The organism is Salmonella sp. WC3 (assembly GCF_042932255.1).
GTDB lineage: Bacteria > Pseudomonadota > Gammaproteobacteria > Enterobacterales > Enterobacteriaceae > Salmonella > Salmonella enterica.
Window position 1 is genome coordinate 2,357,261 of the sequence record NZ_CP170629.1, and the last position, 15,899, is coordinate 2,373,159.

The window sequence follows — 15,899 nt, forward strand, 5'->3', positions numbered from 1 at the left end:
CATGGAAACTTTGCTGGAGATAATCGCGCGGCGTGAAAAGCAATTACGCGGCAAACTTACCGTACTTGATCAGCAGCAACAGGCGATTATTACGGAACAGCAGATTTGCCAGACGCGCGCTTTAGCAGTGTCTACCAGACTGAAAGAATTAATGGGCTGGCAAGGTACGTTATCTTGTCATTTATTGTTGGATAAGAAACAACAAATGGCCGGGTTATTCACTCAGGCGCAGAGCTTTTTGACGCAACGGCAGCAGTTAGAGAATCAGTATCAGCAGCTTGTCTCCCGGCGAAGCGAATTACAGAAGAATTTTAATGCGCTTATGAAAAAGAAAGAAAAAATTACTATGGTATTAAGCGATGCGTATTACCAAAGTTGAGGGAAGTCTTGGGTTGCCATGCCAGTCTTATCAGGATGAGAACGAGGCGGAGGCGGAACGTATGGACTTTGAACAACTCATGCACCAGGCATTACCCATTGGTGAGAATAATCCTCCTGTAGCATTGAACAAGAACGTGGTTTTCACGCAACGTTATCGTGTTAGTGGCGGTTATCTTGACGGTGTAGAGTGTGAAGTATGTGAATCAGGGGGGCTAATCCAGTTAAGAATCAATGTCCCTCATCATGAAATTTACCGTTCGATGAAAGCGCTAAAGCAGTGGCTGGAGTCTCAGTTGTTGCATATGGGGTATATAATTTCCCTGGAGATATTCTATGTTAAGAATAGCGAATGAAGAGCGTCCGTGGGTGGAGATACTTCCAACGCAAGGCGCTACCATTGGTGAGCTGACATTGAGTATGCAACAATATCCAGTACAGCAAGGGACATTATTTACCATAAATTATCATAATGAGCTGGGTAGGGTGTGGATTGCAGAACAATGCTGGCAGCGCTGGTGTGAAGGGTTAATTGGCACCGCTAATCGATCGGCTATCGATCCTGAGTTGCTATATGGAATAGCTGAATGGGGGCTGGCGCCGTTATTGCAAGCCAGTGATGCAACCCTCTGTCAGAACGAACCGCCAACATCCTGCAGTAATCTACCACATCAGCTAGCGTTGCATATTAAATGGACAGTTGAAGAACATGAGTTCCATAGCATTATTTTTACATGGCCAACGGGTTTTTTGCGCAATATAGTCGGAGAGCTTTCTGCTGAGCGACAACAGATTTATCCTGCCCCTCCTGTAGTAGTCCCTGTATATTCAGGCTGGTGCCAGCTTACGTTAATTGAACTTGAGTCTATCGAAATCGGCATGGGCGTTCGGATTCATTGCTTTGGCGACATCAGACTCGGTTTTTTTGCTATTCAACTACCTGGGGGGATCTACGCGAGGGTGTTGCTGACAGAGGATAACACGATGAAATTTGATGAATTAGTCCAGGATATCGAAACGCTACTTGCGTCAGGGAGTCCAATGTCAAAGAGTGACGGAACATCTTCAGTAGAACTTGAGCAGATACCACAACAGGTGCTCTTTGAGATCGGACGTGCGAGTCTGGAAATTGGACAATTACGACAACTTAAAACGGGGGACGTTTTGCCTGTAGGTGGATGTTTTGCGCCAGAGGTGACGATAAGAGTAAATGACCGTATTATTGGGCAAGGTGAGTTGATTGCCTGTGGCAATGAATTTATGGTGCGTATTACACGTTGGTATCTTTGCAAAAATACAGCGTAAACCTGATAAGAAAAATAATATGCGAACAATATAATAGCGTTCCAGGTCGTGTCATGAGAGATACAGTATGTCTTTACCCGATTCGCCTTTGCAACTGATTGGTATATTGTTTCTGCTTTCAATACTGCCTCTCATTATCGTCATGGGAACCTCTTTCCTTAAACTGGCGGTGGTATTTTCGATTTTACGAAATGCTCTGGGTATTCAACAAGTTCCCCCCAATATCGCACTGTATGGCCTCGCGCTTGTACTTTCCTTATTCATTATGGGGCCGACGCTATTAGCTGTAAAAGAGCGCTGGCATCCGGTTCAGGTCGCTGGCGCTCCTTTCTGGACGTCTGAGTGGGACAGTAAAGCATTAGCGCCTTATCGACAGTTTTTGCAAAAAAACTCTGAAGAGAAGGAAGCCAATTATTTTCGGAATTTGATAAAACGAACCTGGCCTGAAGACATAAAAAGAAAGATAAAACCTGATTCTTTGCTTATATTAATTCCGGCATTTACGGTGAGTCAGTTAACGCAGGCATTTCGGATTGGATTACTTATTTATCTTCCCTTTCTGGCTATTGACCTGCTTATTTCAAATATACTGCTGGCTATGGGAATGATGATGGTGTCGCCAATGACCATTTCATTACCGTTTAAGCTGCTAATATTTTTACTGGCAGGCGGTTGGGATCTGACACTGGCGCAATTGGTACAGAGCTTTTCATGAATGATTCTGAATTGACGCAATTTGTAACGCAACTTTTATGGATCGTCCTTTTTACGTCTATGCCGGTGGTGTTGGTGGCATCGGTAGTTGGTGTCATCGTAAGCCTTGTTCAGGCCTTGACTCAAATACAGGACCAAACGCTACAGTTCATGATTAAATTATTGGCAATTGCAATAACCTTAATGGTCAGCTACCCATGGCTTAGCGGTATCCTGTTGAATTATACCCGGCAGATAATGTTACGAATTGGAGAGCATGGTTGAATGGCACAACAGGTAAATGAGTGGCTTATTGCATTGGCTGTGGCTTTTATTCGACCATTGAGCCTCTCTTTATTACTTCCCCTATTAAAAAGTGGCAGTTTAGGGTCCGCGATTTTACGTAATGGCGTGCTTATGTCACTTACCTTTCCCATATTACCAATCATTTACCAGCAGAAGATTATGATGCATATTGGTAAAGATTACAGCTGGTTAGGGTTAGTCACCGGAGAGGTGATTATTGGTTTTTTAATTGGGTTTTGTGCGGCGGTTCCCTTTTGGGCCGTTGATATGGCGGGGTTTCTGCTTGATACTTTACGTGGCGCGACAATGGGTACGATATTCAATTCTACAATAGAAGCTGAAACCTCACTTTTTGGCTTGCTTTTCAGCCAGTTCTTGTGTGTTATTTTCTTTATAAGCGGCGGCATGGAGTTTATATTAAACATTCTGTATGAGTCATATCAATATTTACCACCAGGGCGTACTTTATTATTTGACCAGCAATTTTTAAAATATATCCAGGCAGAGTGGAGAACGCTTTATCAATTATGTATCAGCTTCTCTCTTCCTGCCATAATATGTATGGTATTAGCCGATCTGGCTTTAGGTCTTTTAAATCGGTCGGCACAACAATTGAATGTGTTTTTCTTCTCAATGCCGCTCAAAAGTATATTGGTTCTACTGACGCTCCTGATCTCATTCCCTCATGCTCTTCATCACTATTTGGTTGAAAGCGATAAATTTTATATTTATCTAAAAGACTGGTTTCCATCTGTATGAGCGAGAAAACAGAACAGCCTACAGAAAAGAAATTACGTGATGGCCGTAAGGAAGGGCAGGTTGTCAAAAGTATTGAAATAACATCATTATTTCAGCTGATTGCGCTTTATTTGTATTTTCATTTCTTTACTGAAAAGATGATTTTGATACTGATTGAGTCAATAACTTTCACATTACAATTAGTAAATAAACCATTTTCTTATGCATTAACGCAATTGAGTCATGCTTTAATAGAGTCACTGACTTCTGCACTGCTGTTTCTGGGCGCTGGGGTAATAGTTGCTACTGTGGGTAGCGTGTTTCTTCAGGTGGGGGTGGTTATTGCCAGCAAGGCCATAGGTTTTAAAAGCGAGCATATAAATCCGGTAAGTAATTTTAAGCAGATATTCTCTTTACATAGCGTAGTAGAATTATGTAAATCCAGCCTAAAAGTTATCATGTTATCTCTTATCTTTGCCTTTTTCTTTTATTATTATGCCAGTACTTTTCGGGCGCTACCGTACTGTGGGTTAGCCTGTGGCGTGCTTGTGGTTTCTTCTTTAATAAAATGGTTATGGGTAGGGGTGATGGCTTTTTATATCGTCGTTGGCATACTGGACTATTCTTTTCAATATTATAAGATTAGAAAAGATCTAAAAATGAGTAAAGATGACGTAAAACAAGAGCATAAAGATCTGGAGGGCGACCCTCAAATGAAGACACGGCGTCGGGAAATGCAGAGTGAAATACAAAGTGGGAGTTTAGCTCAATCTGTTAAACAATCTGTTGCGGTAGTGCGTAATCCAACGCATATTGCGGTTTGTCTTGGCTATCATCCCACCGATATGCCAATACCACGCGTCCTGGAAAAAGGCAGTGATGCTCAAGCTAACTATATTGTTAACATCGCTGAACGCAACTGCATCCCCGTTGTTGAAAATGTTGAGCTGGCCCGCTCATTATTTTTTGAAGTGGAACGCGGAGATAAAATTCCTGAAACGTTATTTGAACCCGTTGCAGCCTTGTTACGTATGGTGATGAAGATAGATTATGCGCATTCTACCGAAACACCATAAATGCTTTTGGTATGCTTCTTCAGGCCACTGCGAAGGTTAAGAGGGTAATAGCGTATAGAGCAGTGCTTGACGATAAAGGTGAGAGACTGAAAATAATCGCTTTTAGCCTGGCACAAGCACCAGATAGCGTATTATAAAATTAAACAAGATAATGGATTGGTGCGTCTGAATGGACTCGAACCATCGACCCCCACCATGTCAAGGTGGTGCTCTAACCAACTGAGCTACAGACGCATTAAAATGATGGTGCGTTCAATTGGACTCGAACCAACGACCCCCACCATGTCAAGGTGGTGCTCTAACCAACTGAGCTATGAACGCAACGTTGTAGGTGACAACGGGGACGAATATTAGCGTCACAACCGCAATGAGGCAAGAGGGAAATCGCAATTTTCTTCCTGAAATCACCTGATTGCGGTGGAAATATGCAACATGTCGAGAAAATAGCCGCCATGCGACGGCTATCGTCGTATTATCGCGCAGCGCGCTGCAAAATGATGGCGGACGGCTGACGTTGTAGATAGCGCATCCGTAGCATCATTAACACCGCCGCCGAGGTCAGGCCGATGATGAACCCCATCCAGAAGCCTGCCGGTCCCATACGATCCACCACCAAATCCGTTAACGCCAGGATATAACCGCTGGGTAAACCTAACACCCAGTAGGCGGTAAAGGTGATAAAAAAGATGGAACGCGTATCTTTATAACCGCGCAGAATACCGCTGCCGATAACCTGTATAGAGTCGGAAATCTGGTAAACCGCAGCGAGCAGCATTAATTGCGCGGCAAGCGCCACGACCTCAGGGTTGTCATTGTAGAGCAAAGCAATATGCTTACGCAGAGTAACGGTAAAAATAGCGGTAACCACAGCCATACAAATGCCGACGCCTAAACCGGTACGCGCTGCGGTTTGCGCATCCAGCGTTGAGCCCTGGCCCAGACGATAACCCACTCGAATCGTTACCGCCGCAGCCAGCGACATCGGCAGTACGAACATCAGCGAGCTAAAGTTAAGCGCAATCTGATGACCGGCGACATCCACAATACCTAATGGCGAAACCAGCAGCGCAACGACCGCAAATAACGTCACTTCAAAGAACAGCGCCAGCGCAATCGGCAACCCCAGTTGAATCAGGCGCTTCATGACGACGCTATCAGGTTTGCCAAAGCCTTTTTCATTACGAATATCACGCATTGAACGCGCGTGTTTAATGTAAGAAAGCATGGCGATAAACATCACCCAATAGACCGCCGCAGTCGCAACGCCGCAGCCGATACCGCCGAGTTCCGGCATACCAAAATGGCCATAGATAAAAATATAGTTCACCGGAATATTCACCAGCAGGCCCAAAAATCCCATCACCATACCCGGTTTGGTTTTGGCCAGACCTTCGCACTGGTTTCGCGCTACCTGAAAGAAAAGGTATCCTGGCGCGCCCCACAGCAGCGCGCGAAGATAACCCACGGCTTTATCGGCCAGCGCCGGATCAATATTATGCATAGAGCGGATAATGTATCCGGCATTCCACAGGACGATCATCACCAGCACGGAGACAAAGCCCGCCAGCCAGAACCCTTGTCGAACCTGATGCGCGATACGCTCACGACGGCCGGAGCCATTGAGTTGCGCAATCACAGGCGTCAAGGCCAGCAGTAAGCCGTGACCAAACAAAATGGCGGGAAGCCAGATAGAGGTGCCGATAGCGACGGCAGCCATGTCCGTAGCGCTATAGCCTCCCGCCATGACGGTATCGACGAATCCCATTGCGGTCTGTGCCACTTGCGCAAGGATCACCGGTATCGCTAACGCTAATAACTGACGCGCTTCACTGGTATACTTCTGCACGTATTCACCTTTTATTTTGTTGTTATATGAAAGACTAAAAAGCCGCCGTAGTGGCAGCCAAAAGAAATAGCAGGGGAAATTTCAGTCTATTGTAGCGGGGTATTACTATTTCTCCAGCGAAAAAACAGTTGTTAACGGCGCATTGCTGGCAAGCTGTTTTTCCACCTGCTATTGTGCTGAACAGTTCTGCTTTTATTTATTTCAGGAGTTGAAGATATGTTTACGGGGATCGTACAGGGTACCGCGAAACTGGTATCGATTGATGAAAAACCCAACTTTCGCACCCATGTGGTGACGTTACCGGACTACATGCTGGAGGGGCTGGAGACGGGGGCGTCGGTAGCGCATAACGGATGCTGTTTGACGGTGACTGAAATAAACGGCAACCAGATAAGCTTTGATCTGATGAAAGAAACGTTGCGCATCACCAATCTGGGCGCGTTGAGGGTAGGTGATGAGGTCAACGTAGAGCGCGCCGCCAAATTCAGCGATGAAATCGGTGGACATCTGATGTCGGGGCATATTATTACGACGGCGGAGATCGCGAAAATCCTGACCTCCGAAAATAACCATCAGGTGTGGTTTAAAGTGCAGGATGCGTCCCTGATGAAGTATATCCTGTACAAAGGCTTTATCGGCGTCGACGGCATCAGTTTGACCGTCGGCGAGGTAACGCCAACGCGCTTCTGCGTGCATCTCATTCCGGAAACGTTGGAACGTACTACGCTTGGCAGAAAAAAACTGGGTGAGCGTGTGAATATCGAGATCGATCCGCAAACGCAGGCGGTTGTCGATACCGTAGAACGCGTACTGGCTGCGCGAGAAAATGCGGTCAGAAATCAGGCCGACATTGGCTAACGGAAAATAAGATTCCCCCGCATGAAATGCGGGGGAGATGATTAGCGAGGAACGCGCAGTCCGTTTTCAACGCCGCGCGTAAATACCACCTGCCAAAGCTGGATATCACGCGCGCGAAACGCACCCGCGCAGGCGTTGAGATAATAGCTGAACATACGTTTAAAGCGCTCGTTATAATTGCCCGCAATCTCTGGCCAGGCATTGATAAAGCGCTCATGCCACGCCATCAGAGTCGTGTCATAGTCGGCGCCAAAGTTATGCCAGTCTTCCATTACAAAGTGTGATTCGCTGGCCTCGGCGATTTGACGAACAGACGGCAAACAACCGTTGGGGAAAATATACTTATTGATCCACGGATCGACATTATGATCGGTTTTTTTAGAACCAATAGTATGGAGCAGGAAAAGACCATCCGGTTTTAAATTCCTGTCAACGACCTCAAAATAGGTGTTGTAGTTTTTTGGCCCGACATGTTCGAACATGCCGACAGAGACGATTCGGTCAAACTGATCGTTAAGGTCGCGATAATCTTCGAGGAGAATGGAGACATCCAGACCTTCGCAACGCGTCTGCGCCATTTTTTGTTGTTCAGCGGAGATCGTTACGCCCACCACGCTAACGCCATAATGGGTCGCCATATATTGCGACAGGCCGCCCCAGCCGCAGCCGATATCCAGCACACGCATCCCCGGTTGTAGCTGTAGCTTTTCGCAAATTAATTTCAGCTTGGCTTGCTGTGCCGCTTCCAGCGTATCGGCATCTTTCCAGTAGGCGCAAGAATATTGCATATAGGGATCGAGCATACGGGAAAAAAGGTCATTACCAAGATCGTAATGTTCCTTGCCGACAATCCAGGCGCGTTTTTTACTTTGTAGATTAATCAGACGCGCGCCGAGGATACGGAGCGTATCTTTAACATGGTGGGGGAGTTGATTTTCAAGACCGGCACGTAAGACTTTGCTGAAGAAAATATCCAGACGCTCGCATTCCCACCAGCCATCCATGTAACTCTCACCTAACCCCAACGATCCTTCCTGAAGGACGCGTTTAAAAAAATCGGGATTCTTAACACGAATGTCAGACGGGGCGGAACCATTAATTGTAATATCCGCGCGACTTAACAATTCGTTGGCGATTCGGTACCAGTTATCATCCGGTACGCTGACTTCTTCTATACACGATGAACTCATAGCTTCTCCATCACTGGACGGTGATCAGAACCTTAAAACAGCGTAGACGCTTTTTTGGCTTTGTGAGAAATCCCACGGGCAATTCCGTGAGCCAGTTATCCGACGTAGAACAGAGGAAGGGAGGAACCCTTGCCGAAAAGGCCATCCATGGTGAATCGGGAACGCTCCGGTTCCCGTTAATGCCTAATAATTATCGTAATATAAACAACCGTGAATCAGTATAGGCCGCAATTTTTGATGATTCAACCGAAAATTGTTAGCGTGCTAATTACCAGCGGTTAACAAGCTTTTAGTGAGACTTGTCGTGGGCGACATTGGCATGTGGAAACCCGGTCTCAGCGCAATCTGCATGAGACTGCATTTTATAGCCTAACGCCGCCAGAACAACGGTAGAGAGCATTACGCTGGTGGTGGTCAGCAGCGGCGTGCTGATGAGCCATGAAACCACCAGGCTTGCCAGGAAACATAACCCCAGCTGCAGCGTATTTTGTAGCGCCGCAGCGCGCCCCGTAGCTTGAGGGAAAGGGCGTAACGCTTGCGCGACGACGATAGGGTAAATTGCGCCATTAGCAATCGCCATTACGCAGAAAGGAATCAGGATCTCCACCAGTGAGGCATTATTCAGAAGGCCCGCTCCCCAGGTGGCGATAACGCTCAGCGCGTACAGCCCTAACAGCCACGGAAGCAATTGGTAGCCCTGCCATTTTTGTAGCGCCGCGCGGCAACCATATCCGCCAATCAGAAAAGCGATGGTTTGCGGAACATAGCTCAGGCCAATCACTGCCGGGCTGTAACCCATCGCGCTGAGAATAAACGGCGACCCTGTTAGCCACGCAAAAAAGCTGGCGGAACAGGCGGCATAAATCAGCACATTACCGCGATAGGTTTTAGAGCGTAACAACGTCGCGAAAGTGAGTTTATCCTGTCCCTCGGTACGCGCTTTTACCGATGGTTTTAAGCGCAGCGCTGGCAACATCAGCAACAACGTAATCACGAACAGGGTGGCGAAAATCGCCTGCCATGAGAAATGCGTCAGTATCCAGCTTCCCAGTAAGGGCGCAAGCGCCGGGGATAAGCCCACCAGTGGCATGATAGTGGCGAAGATACGATTAATTTTTTGCGAAGGATAATAATCGGTCACCAGCGCTTGCCAGATTACCGTTGCCGCGCAAACGCCGACGGCCTGCACGAAGCGCAGCGTCAGCAGTGCTGCCGCGCTTTCTACCCACAGCATCCCCAGACTTCCGAGCGCAAAGATAGATAACCCCAGCAGTAAAATCGGTTTACGGCCATAACGATCCGATAGCGGTCCCCAAAGTAGTTGCGCGACGGCAAAGCCAGCTAAAAACAGGCTGAGGCTGGCGCTGACCGCGGCGGCGGGCGTTTGTAAATCCGCCTGTATGGCGGCAAACGCGGGCAGGTACATGTCCGTAGCCAGAAATCCCAGCACGCTAAGGCCGGCTAACCAGACTAAAAAACCTTTTCCAGGTTGCATATTTGTTTCTCTTTCTTATCAGACAGACATTGTCGCAGAGTGTAGGGAGTGAAATTACGGTTGTGAAACGTTAATATTTGTCCAGTGAATTCAAAATTTTTGTAGGCAAATTATGTGGTCGGAATACTCGCTTGAAGTGGTTGACGCCGTAGCGCGCAATGGCAGTTTTAGCGCGGCGGCGCAGGAACTGCACCGAGTGCCTTCAGCAGTCAGTTACACCGTTCGTCAGCTAGAGGAGTGGCTGGCCGTACCGCTTTTTGTACGACGTCACCGTGATGTTGAACTGACGCCTGCTGGCATCTGGTTTTTAAAAGAAGGGCGTTCTGTTATCAAAAAAATGCAGATCACTCGCCAGCAGTGTCAGCAAATTGCTAATGGTTGGCGCGGGCAGTTAGCTATTGCGGTGGACAATATCGTCAGACCAGAACGTACCCGGCAGATGATCGTCGATTTTTATCGTCATTTTGACGATGTGGAACTGCTGGTTTTTCAGGAGGTGTTTAACGGCGTCTGGGACGCGCTCTCCGACGGGCGTGTCGAACTGGCGATTGGGGCGACGCAGGCGATTCCGGTAGGGGGGCGTTACGCTTTTCGGGATATGGGGACCCTGAGCTGGAGCTGCGTAGTGGCAAGCGATCACCCGCTGGCGTCGATGCCTGGGCCGTTAAGCGATGATACCCTGCGCAACTGGCCGTCGCTGGTCAGGGAAGACACTTCGCGAACCTTACCGAAACGGATTACCTGGTTGCTGGATAACCAAAAAAGGGTCGTCGTACCGGACTGGGAGTCATCGGCAACCTGCCTGTCGGCAGGACTATGCGTGGGAATGGTGCCGACGCATTTTGCCCGACAGTGGATAGACAGCGGAAAATGGGTGGCGCTGACGTTAGAGAATCCGTTTCCCGATGCGGCCTGTTGCGTGACGTGGCAGCAAAACGAAGCCTCGCCCGCGCTGGCATGGCTGCTGGACTATTTGGGCGATAGCGAAACGTTGAATCGGGAGTGGCTGCGGGAGCCAGAAGAGGCTCCCGACAGCGGGGATTAACGCCGATAGTCGCGGAACGGGCCGTCAGCGACCGAGCGACGCTCAACCAGGCGTGGATGAACTTCAATAGACTGTGACTCTTCACGCTTATTGACGATGCGATCCAGTAGCATATTAAATGCGGTTTCGCCTAAAGAGTCTTTGGGCTGGTGAATCGTCGTCAGCGCCGGGGTAAAGTAACGGGCGTTACGCACATTGTCATAACCGATCACCGAAACGTCCTGCGGTACGCGAAGCCCCATTTCGTCAGCCGCGCAAAGCGCGCCCATCGCCATAATATCGCCGCCGCAGAAAACGGCGGTAGGGCGATGTGACTGCGATAAGATTTGCTGCATCGCGTGGTAACCGGATTCCGGCTCGAAGTCGCCCTGAACAATCCAGTTGTCCGGCACGTTGATCAGCGCCTCCTCCATGGCTTTCATAAAGCCTGCCAGCCGGCCCGCGCCGGTGTTGCGCTCCAGCGGGCCGGGAATAACGCCGATATCCCGGTGGCCGCGCTCAACCAGATAACGACCCGCCATATAGCCGCCTGCAAAGGCGTTATCAATCACCGTGTCGGTAAAATCGGCCTTCGCCTCACCCCAGTCCATCACCACCATCGGAATATGGCGATACTCTTCCAGCATGGAAAGCAGAGGTTCTGGATACTCAGAACACATCACCAGCAGGCCATCCACGCGCTTTTGCGCCATCATGGACAGGTAGGCGCGCTGTTTTTCCAGGTTATTCCAGGCGTTGCCTAAAATCAGCGTATAGCCTTTCTGGAAACAGTTTTTTTCAACCGCCTCGATAATTTCGGCAAAATAGGCCGCTTCGCTGCTGGTCGCCAGTAAGCCTATCGACTTGGTATGGTTAACCTTCAGGCTACGCGCGACGGCGCTGGGAGAGTAGTGCAGCTCTTTAATTGCCGCCCAGACCGCGTTACGCGTTTCTTCAGCGACAAAACGCGTTTTGTTGATTACGTGTGATACAGTTGTAGTGGAAACGTTTGCTCGTTTCGCTACATCTTTAATTGTTGCCATTATATTTCACTCCAGACCCTCGCTAAGCTCCTGAGAAACGCCAGGTAAACGTTTGCCTACACACACCCTAATCGCAACGTCAGGGTTGCGGCACGCCGGAAAAACGACACGGAACGTCAGGAAGGGGTCAATGGCCGTTACGCTAATTCAGTAAGCCTGGAATTTTGTCTGATCTTGAGGAAAAGGGGAAGCGTTAAAAACAGTTATCAATATAAAACATGAGAGATTTTTGTGCGGGAATGTGCAAAAATGCGCTATATCACTTTTTGTGTGGGAATAAAAAGGAGAAAACTTGATGAGTACCGACCTGAAATTTTCGTTGATTACTACGCTGATTGTTCTGGGCGTGATTGTCGCAGGTGGATTAACGGCCGCTCTGCACTGATTTCCTCTCTTCTGAGGGTGGGCGTCTCCTCTATTCTATCCCTCTCTAAAACGCAGAAGGCGTACCTTCTGCGTACTCAGACTTATGCGGCGAGATTTTTCGCAACAAATTCCCAGTTAACCAGCGCCCAGAAATGCTCCAGATAGTTTGGACGGGCGTTGCGGTAGTCGATGTAATACGCGTGTTCCCACACATCAACCGTCAGCAACGGCGTTGCATCCGTAGTCAGCGGCGTACCGGCATTTGAGGTAGAAACGATAGCCAGTTTGCCATCAGCGCTTTTTACCAGCCATGTCCATCCGGAACCAAAGTTTTTGATAGCGGCATCGGTGAACTGCGCTTTAAATTCCGCGAAGCTGCCAAAAGATGCCGCGATAGCATCAGCCAGTTTCCCGGTCGGTTCGCCGCCAGCGTTTGGCGCCAGGCAGTTCCAGTAGAAGGTGTGGTTCCACACCTGAGCGGCGTTATTAAAGATGCCGCCTTCGGAAGTGCGCACGATCTCTTCCAGCGATTTGCCTTCAAACGCCGTGCCTTTGATCAAATTGTTAAGATTGGTCACGTAAGTCTGATGATGTTTGCCATAGTGATATTCCAGCGTCTCAGCAGAAATATGCGGCGCCAGAGCATCTTTGGCATACGGTAATGCAGGTAATTCGAACGACATTGCTTCTCTCCTTATTATTAATATTGCGCACGCACAATACCCCTGGTGCGCGTAAGGATAGGGTAGCAAATTGAGCGGTGGCGCAAAAGAAGAAGTTATCCTGTCGTTAAACGACAGGATAAAATATTAGCGAATTGTTTTAGGCGTCATCACCCGGCGGGCGCCGACATAATGACGTTGCCAGTATTCTTCGTTCAGTGAGGTGATCTTAATTTCCTGACCGCTGCGCGGAGACTGGATAAACTTACCGTTGCCGACATAGACGCCAACGTGATCGGCGGTGCCGCGCCCCTGCGTACGGAAGAACACCAGATCGCCGTTTTTCAACTCGCTACGCTCAATGGGCGCCGCGTCACGCAGGTGATACATCTCATTCGTCGTTCGGGGGATACGGATCTTCACTAAATCTTTATAGGCATAATAAACCAGACCGCTGCAATCAAAACCGGTGCGCGGCGACGCGCCTCCCCAGTGATACGGTTTACCAATCTGATTCATGAGTTTGGACATCGCGGTTTTCGTCGCTTTTTGTACTTTTGCACGATGCGCATCGGCAATAGAGACCGGCAATGTTCCTTTCCCCTTCACGCAGTGCGGCTTACGGCCTTTACGCGTCGTGCATTTTTCCGTTACGTCGAGGGCGGCGATTGACGTGGGCGCGGTTCTGTTACGACGATGCGTCGTATGACGAGATTTTGTGGCGGCGGTGGTACGTTTTGGCGTAGAAGCGGAAGAAGAACGGCTGGTTTTTGAGGTTTTTTTTACGTTTTTTTTGCTGGTTTTACTGATCTTTTTCGTTGTGCTTTTCTTTTTATCTGCCGTTTTCGTGACATGAGAAACAGCAGGCGTCGCTTTGGCTTGCCTGGAAGCATGGGCCATTGGCGTAAAGGGGAGAGTAGTAAAAAGTAAAGCACAGAGCGTGATCGAGATTTTGTTTATCCGCGCCACTGAGCAATCCTCTGTTAAAGGCAGGCAATTCATGCCTGCGTATGATTTACAAAACCTGATAATTCTAATCTACAAAAGCACAGATTGGTAATTGCTTTTGGTTTCTGAAGCTATGTTTCGTTAACAGATGTAAAAAAATAGCAATTAATGCTAAACACGAACGCGTTATCTACAAATCACTGCGCGGCAACCCGCTTAAAAGATATTTTGTATACAACTTATTCCCGCAGACGGTAAAATAATAAGGCATGATGAAAATGTTATTTTCCGTTGCCAGCCTGACCCGTTACAATGACAGGCTTCAGTCGTAAAAGTAGTTTAAGGAAGCGAGACAATGAGCACCACTATCGAAAAAATTCAGCGCCAGATCGCTGAAAACCCGATTCTCCTGTATATGAAAGGTTCACCGAAACTGCCAAGCTGTGGTTTCTCTGCGCAGGCCGTTCAGGCGCTTTCAGCCTGCGGGGAACGTTTTGCCTATGTTGATATCCTGCAAAACCCGGATATTCGCGCTGAATTACCGAAATACGCCAACTGGCCGACATTCCCACAACTGTGGGTGGACGGCGAGCTGGTCGGCGGGTGTGATATTGTGATTGAAATGTATCAGCGTGGCGAGCTGCAGCAGCTTATTAAAGAAACTGCGGCAAAATATAAAACTCAGGAGCCGGACGCAGAGTAATCTGTGCAAGGGGAAAGCGACCTGTAAAGGTCGCTTTTTTACTGCCATAGAAAGCAAGAGCGGCGTTGTTAGCCTCGTTATTTGTCCGTCGGCAAAGGTAACGGCCAGCCGCCCAGGCGCTTCCAGCGATTGACGATTTCACAAAACAGCACCGCTGTCCGCTCGGTATCATACAAAGCGGAATGGGCTTTTTCACCGTCAAACTCCATACCTGCCGCCAGGCACGCTTTTGATAACACCGTTTGTCCTAGCGCCAGTCCGCTCAATGCCGCAGTATCAAAGGTGACGAACGGATGAAACGGGTTACGTTTCAGCGAGGCGCGCTCTGCGGCGGCCATCATAAAACTGTGATCAAAAGTGGCGTTATGCGCGACCATAATGGCGCGGCTACAACCGCTGTCTTTGATACCTTTACGCACCATTTTGAAAATAGCGTGTAGCGCTTCATATTCACTCACCGCGCCGCGTAGCGGGTTAGAGGGATCGATACCGTTAAACGCGAGCGCTTCCGGCTGTAAGTTGGCTCCAGCGAACGGCTCCACATGGAAATGCAGCGTCATGTCCGGCATCAGCCAGCCTTGTTCATCCATTTTCAGCGTGATGGCGGCGATTTCGAGCAGCGCATCGGTTTTAGCGTTAAATCCTGCAGTTTCAACGTCGATGACGACAGGATAAAAACCACGAAAACGGTCGCACAGACCGGAAAGTTGAGCGTTATCGGACATCTGAGTCTCTTAATACGAAAAAATGCAGCGCGTATTATGGCAAATTTTACGCCGGGATGCAGTAAAACAACGGGCGCAGTGACCTGCGCCCGGCGGGGGATCAGTTACCCAGACCGCGGCCTGCGTCTTTAGCTTCAATCAATTCGATTTTATAGCCATCCGGATCTTCAACGAAGGCGATGATGGTCGAACCGCCTTTTACCGGCCCCGCTTCACGGGTCACGTTGCCGCCGTTCTGACGAATACGTTCACAGGCTTCAGCGGCATTATCAACGCTCAGCGCGATGTGCCCATACGCATTGCCCATGTCGTAGCTCTCAACGCCCCAGTTATAGGTTAGTTCGATGACCGCTTCTTCCGTTTCCGGACCATATCCCACAAAGGCCAGCGAGTATTTGTATTCCGGATTCTCACTGGTACGCAGCAATTTCATGCCCAGAACGTTGGTGTAAAAAGCGATGGAACGCTGCAAATCGCCGACGCGCAGCATAGTATGCAATAAACGCATTTTCGTTGTCCTTAAAATAGTCAAGATATTCAAAG

19 protein-coding genes and 2 tRNA genes are annotated in these 15,899 nt (G+C 48.7%); 11 read left to right on the forward strand and 10 right to left on the reverse strand.

Annotated features, from left to right (window positions below):
• Position 1 precedes the first annotated feature (1 nt).
• The 7 genes from ssaO (at position 2) to ssaU (ending at position 4,496) form a co-directional block, all read left to right on the forward strand.
• Positions 2-379 carry an SPI-2 type III secretion system apparatus protein SsaO gene (gene ssaO, locus ACFK9X_RS11330; RefSeq protein WP_000449089.1) on the forward strand — a complete coding sequence of 126 codons (378 nt, stop codon included), beginning with the start codon at positions 2-4 and terminating at the stop codon, positions 377-379.
• Positions 360-734 (forward strand): SPI-2 type III secretion system apparatus protein SsaP, encoded by a 375-nt coding sequence (ssaP, locus tag ACFK9X_RS11335; protein ID WP_001223313.1) that lies wholly within the window; start codon positions 360-362, stop codon positions 732-734. The genes ssaO and ssaP overlap by 20 nt, the downstream gene beginning before the upstream one ends.
• The gene (gene ssaQ, locus ACFK9X_RS11340; protein ID WP_000944191.1) at positions 715-1,683 is read left to right on the forward strand and encodes an SPI-2 type III secretion system cytoplasmic ring protein SsaQ; all 969 of its coding nucleotides are present in this window, start codon (positions 715-717) and stop codon (positions 1,681-1,683) included. Before ssaP ends, ssaQ begins: the two co-directional genes overlap by 20 nt.
• A 67-nt stretch (positions 1,684-1,750) precedes the next feature.
• On the forward strand, positions 1,751-2,398 hold the full coding sequence (ssaR, locus tag ACFK9X_RS11345) for an SPI-2 type III secretion system export apparatus protein SsaR (protein ID WP_000056367.1): 648 nt from the start codon (positions 1,751-1,753) through the stop codon (positions 2,396-2,398).
• Positions 2,395-2,661 (forward strand): SPI-2 type III secretion system apparatus protein SsaS, encoded by a 267-nt coding sequence (gene ssas / locus ACFK9X_RS11350; RefSeq protein ID WP_000999982.1) that lies wholly within the window; start codon positions 2,395-2,397, stop codon positions 2,659-2,661. Before ssaR ends, ssas begins: the two co-directional genes overlap by 4 nt.
• Complete coding sequence (gene ssaT / locus ACFK9X_RS11355) at positions 2,662-3,441, forward strand: SPI-2 type III secretion system apparatus protein SsaT (protein WP_151116463.1); 780 nt, start codon at positions 2,662-2,664, stop codon at positions 3,439-3,441.
• Complete coding sequence (gene ssaU, locus ACFK9X_RS11360) at positions 3,438-4,496, forward strand: SPI-2 type III secretion system apparatus protein SsaU (RefSeq protein WP_001291715.1); 1,059 nt, start codon at positions 3,438-3,440, stop codon at positions 4,494-4,496. Before ssaT ends, ssaU begins: the two co-directional genes overlap by 4 nt.
• Before the next feature lie 157 nt (positions 4,497-4,653).
• Here ssaU and ACFK9X_RS11365 read toward each other — a convergent pair.
• From ACFK9X_RS11365 to mdtK, 3 genes are all read right to left on the reverse strand, one after another.
• Positions 4,654-4,730, reverse strand: a tRNA-Val gene (locus tag ACFK9X_RS11365).
• A gap of 10 nt (positions 4,731-4,740) precedes the next feature.
• Positions 4,741-4,817, reverse strand: a tRNA-Val gene (locus ACFK9X_RS11370).
• 151 nt (positions 4,818-4,968) lie between these two features.
• The gene (mdtK, locus tag ACFK9X_RS11375; protein ID WP_001175077.1) at positions 4,969-6,342 is read right to left on the reverse strand and encodes a multidrug efflux MATE transporter MdtK; all 1,374 of its coding nucleotides are present in this window, start codon (positions 6,340-6,342) and stop codon (positions 4,969-4,971) included.
• 216 nt (positions 6,343-6,558) lie between these two features.
• Between mdtK and ACFK9X_RS11380 the strand changes: the two genes are divergently transcribed.
• Entirely contained in the window at positions 6,559-7,200 is a 642-nt protein-coding gene (locus ACFK9X_RS11380; RefSeq protein WP_000493971.1) for a riboflavin synthase, read from the forward strand.
• A gap of 41 nt (positions 7,201-7,241) precedes the next feature.
• Here ACFK9X_RS11380 and cfa read toward each other — a convergent pair whose 3' ends face one another.
• Positions 7,242-8,390: a cyclopropane fatty acyl phospholipid synthase gene (cfa, locus tag ACFK9X_RS11385; protein ID WP_000098879.1), complete on the reverse strand. Its 1,149-nt coding sequence runs from the start codon at positions 8,388-8,390 to the stop codon at positions 7,242-7,244.
• A 289-nt stretch (positions 8,391-8,679) separates the two neighbouring features.
• Positions 8,680-9,885 carry a purine nucleoside transporter PunC gene (gene punC, locus ACFK9X_RS11390; RefSeq protein ID WP_001182316.1) on the reverse strand — a complete coding sequence of 402 codons (1,206 nt, stop codon included), beginning with the start codon at positions 9,883-9,885 and terminating at the stop codon, positions 8,680-8,682.
• Between the two features lie 112 nt (positions 9,886-9,997).
• Between punC and punR the strand changes: the two genes are divergently transcribed.
• The gene (gene punR, locus ACFK9X_RS11395; RefSeq protein WP_000269513.1) at positions 9,998-10,930 is read left to right on the forward strand and encodes a DNA-binding transcriptional activator PunR; all 933 of its coding nucleotides are present in this window, start codon (positions 9,998-10,000) and stop codon (positions 10,928-10,930) included.
• Here punR and purR read toward each other — a convergent pair.
• Positions 10,927-11,952, reverse strand: a complete 1,026-nt coding sequence (gene purR, locus ACFK9X_RS11400; RefSeq protein WP_000190993.1) for an HTH-type transcriptional repressor PurR — start codon at positions 11,950-11,952, stop codon at positions 10,927-10,929. The genes punR and purR overlap by 4 nt on opposite strands.
• A gap of 295 nt (positions 11,953-12,247) precedes the next feature.
• Between purR and ACFK9X_RS11405 the strand changes: the two genes are divergently transcribed.
• Positions 12,248-12,337, forward strand: coding sequence for a YnhF family membrane protein (locus ACFK9X_RS11405; protein WP_000102277.1), 90 nt, complete (start codon positions 12,248-12,250; stop codon positions 12,335-12,337).
• An 82-nt stretch (positions 12,338-12,419) separates the two neighbouring features.
• Here the strand turns inward: ACFK9X_RS11405 and sodB are convergent, their stop codons facing one another.
• Both sodB and ACFK9X_RS11415 read right to left on the reverse strand, forming a co-directional pair.
• Positions 12,420-13,001: a superoxide dismutase [Fe] gene (gene sodB / locus ACFK9X_RS11410; RefSeq protein ID WP_000007299.1), complete on the reverse strand. Its 582-nt coding sequence runs from the start codon at positions 12,999-13,001 to the stop codon at positions 12,420-12,422.
• 126 nt (positions 13,002-13,127) lie between these two features.
• On the reverse strand, positions 13,128-13,949 hold the full coding sequence (locus ACFK9X_RS11415) for a C40 family peptidase (RefSeq protein ID WP_225321141.1): 822 nt from the start codon (positions 13,947-13,949) through the stop codon (positions 13,128-13,130).
• A 334-nt stretch (positions 13,950-14,283) separates the two neighbouring features.
• Between ACFK9X_RS11415 and grxD the strand changes: the two genes are divergently transcribed.
• The gene (gene grxD, locus ACFK9X_RS11420; protein ID WP_000108176.1) at positions 14,284-14,631 is read left to right on the forward strand and encodes a monothiol glutaredoxin 4; all 348 of its coding nucleotides are present in this window, start codon (positions 14,284-14,286) and stop codon (positions 14,629-14,631) included.
• Between the two features lie 77 nt (positions 14,632-14,708).
• On the opposite strand, the gene rnt is transcribed toward grxD, so the two are convergent.
• Both rnt and gloA read right to left on the reverse strand, forming a co-directional pair.
• Positions 14,709-15,356 carry a ribonuclease T gene (rnt, locus tag ACFK9X_RS11425; protein WP_001282267.1) on the reverse strand — a complete coding sequence of 216 codons (648 nt, stop codon included), beginning with the start codon at positions 15,354-15,356 and terminating at the stop codon, positions 14,709-14,711.
• Between the two features lie 100 nt (positions 15,357-15,456).
• Positions 15,457-15,864: a lactoylglutathione lyase gene (gene gloA / locus ACFK9X_RS11430; RefSeq protein WP_001237787.1), complete on the reverse strand. Its 408-nt coding sequence runs from the start codon at positions 15,862-15,864 to the stop codon at positions 15,457-15,459.
• Between the last annotated feature and the right edge of the window lie 35 nt (positions 15,865-15,899).